Annotated in this window: 3 protein-coding genes; all 3 read left to right on the top strand. The window is 36.8% G+C overall.

Translation table 11 applies throughout. The features are described from left to right. Positions 1-2,670, top strand: a 2,670-nt coding sequence (locus tag FL972_RS16975; RefSeq protein ID WP_144607192.1) for a carboxypeptidase-like regulatory domain-containing protein, incomplete at its 5' end; no start/stop codon positions are given. Between the two features lie 390 nt (positions 2,671-3,060). Continuing rightward, positions 3,061-3,264: a hypothetical protein gene (locus tag FL972_RS16965; RefSeq protein ID WP_186300142.1), complete on the top strand. Its 204-nt coding sequence runs from the start codon at positions 3,061-3,063 to the stop codon at positions 3,262-3,264. A gap of 63 nt (positions 3,265-3,327) precedes the next feature. Further along, positions 3,328-4,473: a 6-bladed beta-propeller gene (locus FL972_RS16960; RefSeq protein ID WP_144604177.1), complete on the top strand. Its 1,146-nt coding sequence runs from the start codon at positions 3,328-3,330 to the stop codon at positions 4,471-4,473. Positions 4,474-4,482: the final 9 nt, after the last annotated feature.

Raw genomic sequence — 4,482 nt, 5'->3', positions numbered from 1 at the left:
CTTCCCTTTGCCAATGTTTTTGTAAACAACACCACTCAGGGAATTGCTACCGACGCGGAAGGCAAGTTTAGTATATCCGGTGATTTTCCTTCGCAAATTGAATTGGTCGCCTCATTTGTAGGCTATGTGACCGAAGTCAAAATGATTTCTTTTGAAGGAAAAAGCGAGGTGAAAGTGACTTTTGAGCTATCATTCAACGAATCCAATCTCACTGAGATTGAACTTAAAGCCAAACGGGATAAGTCTTGGGAGAGGAACTTAAAAACCTTTGAAGAAGTGTTTCTGGCCCTTCCCGACGATCCATACAAATCACAGATTGAGATTTTGAATCCATGGGTAATTGACTTTGAAAAAGTCAAGGTTAAAAATGGAAAAAATTACCTGAAGGCCTCAGCCCAAGAACCTATACATATATTAAATGATGCGCTTGGTTACGATATAACCTATTATCTAGAGGATTTTCGGGTTTTGCGAGATGGTTCCAGATTTTATGGTCAGGTGTTTTATGAAGCTATGGAATCCAATAGTCTGGCGACAAGTTCCCGCTGGAAAGAGGCTCGACAAGCCAATTACTATGGTTCTTTAAAGCATCTGAATCAATCTATTTTGCTTAATACTCCTGACTCAAGTGATTTTGCCTTGTTTAAAACAAAACCTGCTCCGATTGATGGATTTCGGAGCAATGACTTTCTTCAAGAGTTGAATAAAACCATCATTCCAATCCGAAAAGACTCTATTTTACGAAGACCACTTGGTGACGGAACTTTTCGAATTTTCCTTCAAGGAAAATTGGAAGTGCATCATTTAAAGAAGGAATGGACCAATGATTATTACACGACAATTTATCATCCGATTAGTTGGGTCCAAGCTCCGGAGGGATTTTATGATGTCGATCGAAATGGAGTACTACTAAACCCCACCCAGCTAGTTCTTTCTGGCTACCTTGGGAGAAGGCGAGTTGCCAGAGCTTTACCACTTGATTTTGTCCCAACTACCGATTTTAAAATAGAAGAGCTAATAGCTGATGAGGTAATCATGAGCCGATCTAGCCAACTCAATCGGCTTCGGGAAAAAGTCTGGCTTACATTGAGCAAACCCTATTTCTACCCTGGAGAGACAGCATGGATCGGTGGACAAATGCTTTACCAAGATGCATTCCTGGCCGATTCGCTGAGTCGTGTAGTCCATGTGGATCTTATAACCGAAGACTCCGGAATCATCCAATCGGCCACCTTTCCAATCCAGCAGGGAAAAATCTCAGGAGCCCTAGTTTTGCCCAAGGAAATGAAACCGGGTGATTATGTGATTCGGGCTTATACCCATTGGAATCGAAATTTCCTGATGGATGATCAGTTTTTAGCTCCATTTGTGGTGATGGAGGAGGGTTATATACCTGAGATGGAGAAAGAAGCATTAGAAGTTTTTTCAGATGCGATAGTGGTAAAGGCAGATTACACCCTTAGTGATTCACTGAACTATCGGGTAATGGACTTACAGTTGGATTTTCTGGACGAATTCGAAAATCCTATTGACGGTAAGTTTGTGCTTTCTATTACTGATGCTGATCAAGTAGTAGAAATGAATCAGGGAATTCGCCTCGAGCATGCTATAGAATGGCTGGATGAAGGTTTGCCTGAAACTTTTCAGAGCAGTCTAAGCCATCCTGTGGAGTATGGAATATCCTTAAAAGGGAAATTTACGCCGGAGAATAAACGGCAGGGACTAATCCAGCCCATCACGATAGTTCGGGGAGATCTGGAAGATTATGGTCAGGTCATGACAGATTCTTCGGGGTACTTTTGGGCAACTGGGTTAAGCTTTCAAGACACCGCCCAGATAGCAGTGGCTGCCATGAATGAGAAGCTCAGACCATTTGGATCAGTCGAACTAGAATCACTAGGTAAACCAGAACTTGGAGTTGCTTTGCCTAAACTTACCTATAGGAAAGTAGCTATTTCATCCAAGGATTATTTTTTAGATACCTCAGGGGATTACATTCTTTTGGAAGAGTTTGTCAAAGAGGAAACTCGTGAGAGAGAGACTATGGCTGAGCGAAATTATGGATATGGAGAACCGACCCAAGAAGTTGGTCCGAAAGAATTGGAAAAACTAACAATGGGAGAAATTGCAGGATTACTTCGATTAAATTTAAGCACATTAAAATTTGGAAACTATAATTTTGGTGAAAATGTAGGTGCTCCCCTTTTAATTTTGGACGGATCACCGAGGCCTTTTATGGAAAAAGGAGAATTATTGGATTTTCTAACTAATTCAATAGAGCCGTCTCAACTCCTATCCATCAAAGTATATTCTGACAATATCAGTAAAGCTGTTTTTGGAATGGCTGGATATGCAGGGGTAATTATGATTGAGACCAAAAAGGGTTTTAGAATCAAACCTGAAATCGAAACAAAATTCAATTCCGAAGGCTTCCAGTTTTTTACTGTTCCAGGTTTTACAGCTTTCCCCGAGTTTCCGAAAGCGCCATCTTCAGATCGATATCTTACCAAAAAACCAACTATTTATTGGGATCCGCTTGCGGAAATCACCGATGGAGTATTTAAGGTAAAAATCAAGGTTCCGTATGGCATCGATCGCTTTCGCATCAAAGTAGAGGGCTGGAGCTTGGACGGGGAGCTGATAGACCAAGTAATTCAAATTGAAAAATAGGAATAGAATTGATTCACCGATGACTTTCATTGAGCCTATTCAAAAAACCCCTTTCTTCACTTCAAGAACCCACTCACTTCAACTAACCCGATTCAAAAGACTTCATCGCATTAGCTTATGGTTAATCCCTAAGCACTAGGATAAGCTCATTTCCTTAAAAGAAATCCAGGAAATATTGAAGACGACTCAGGAAGCAAGCAGTCTATTGAAGCTTATTGAGGCAGCGGAGGCGATAGGGTTTAAGACGATTGGGGTCGAATTAAGCTTAGTAAATATTTACTAGAAATTAGTAAAAAAGGTATAGGTATTCAGTTTGTAGCCAAGTAATTTTAAAGAATTATAGATCGGATGGTCCGTTCTGGAGTAAGTTCACATCAAAAAATTACAATGATGAAAAAATTAAGCTTAGAAATGCTGAGACTTAGCACCAATGAAATTTTGGGAAGAAGTCAGATGAAGATGATTCTAGGAGGCCAATTCTGGAGATGCCATTGCGGTGATGGAAATTGGTTTACATTAATGACAGATAATCCAGATCCAACTTCTGAAACAGGCTGTGCTGAAGGATCGCATTGTATTGCAGCAGAACAATAAAATTTCGGCCCTATTTAAATATTAATGGGGCCGAATATTTTTCAAAGAAAATTGAAATTTTAAATGGAAAACATAATGATTTCTAGGTGTAAAAAAAGCAGTTTAAATTTAGAAATGATTTCAAATTTTTTGCAAAGATATTGCAAAAATATACTTAGTATAATTGTAACTTTCGGCTTATTGATTTTAATTTTTGGGTGTTCAAAAGAAGATTCTAAAAATCAAGTAGAAGTAATAAATATTCCTCAAAGAAACGACAGAGTTAAAATTCAAGAAATTTCTTCTAAGATAACGTCTATTCAACTTGAGACAAGTAGTGATTCATATTTAGGTAGAATAGATGAAGTTAAAATCATAAATGATCACTTATTTATTTTGGACGATTTAAAGAAAATCTCAATTTTTGATCTAGATGGTAAGTTTAAATCCAGATTAGCACCAATTGGTGATGGACCTGGTGAATTAGGTGTAATTTATTCAATTTGTGAGGATAGAGATTCTGGTAAAATATATGTATCAACAGGTTATAGATTACTTGAGTTTTCTTCAGAATTCAAGTTTATCAAAGAGACCAAATTTTCTGGTGGTATTTATCATTTGTTTTTTGATAAAAATCAACTGTATGCCATAACGGATGATTTTTTACGGCAAGTTGATAAGAAATTTCAAACAGAGACTTTCATTTTAAAAATTGATGAAAACCTTGAAATCGTTGATTCAATAAGTTTTAGAAAGGTTGTCTTAGATTCAAAAATTATATCAGGTTATAGGTATAAGAATTGGATATCGAGAGATAAATCTGGTTTGTATTTCTATAAGCCAGTACTTACGCCTGACCTATTAGTCAGAGATACACTTTACGAAAAAATCGGGGATAATTTTTCTCCAATTTTAAAATTTAATTTTAATCATAATGTCTCTATTGATAATAATGGAATTAAATCATTAAATATCTATAATATTATTAAATCGAATGAGCATATTATTATAGAATTCCAGGATGAACTTAGAAGAGTAGCTTATATTAATTTGAATAATGGCTTGTCTAAAAATATACCTGGAGGATTCTCTTTCTCAGGTAATGATGATATAGTAATTCGACCGCTGGATTTAGAAAATGAATTATTCTATTTTATCCATTATGATAAGTATAGTGACAGCCAAACTCAGGAAATGAACCCTGTTGTGAATATTGTCAAATTAAAATAGACTACTGTT

It is taken from the genome of Algoriphagus algorifonticola (genome assembly GCF_007655305.1).
Taxonomy (GTDB): Bacteria; Bacteroidota; Bacteroidia; order Cytophagales; family Cyclobacteriaceae; genus Algoriphagus; species Algoriphagus algorifonticola.
This window is presented reverse-complemented; position numbering and strand designations above follow the sequence as displayed.

What these genes read in the sequence shown, in the direction of transcription:
- FL972_RS16965 (WP_186300142.1), top strand. Translation starts at nt 3,061, where the DNA reads ATGAAAAAATTAAGCTTAGAAATGCTGAGACTTAGCACCAATGAAATT.
- FL972_RS16960 (WP_144604177.1), top strand. Translation starts at nt 3,328, where the DNA reads ATGGAAAACATAATGATTTCTAGGTGTAAAAAAAGCAGTTTAAATTTA.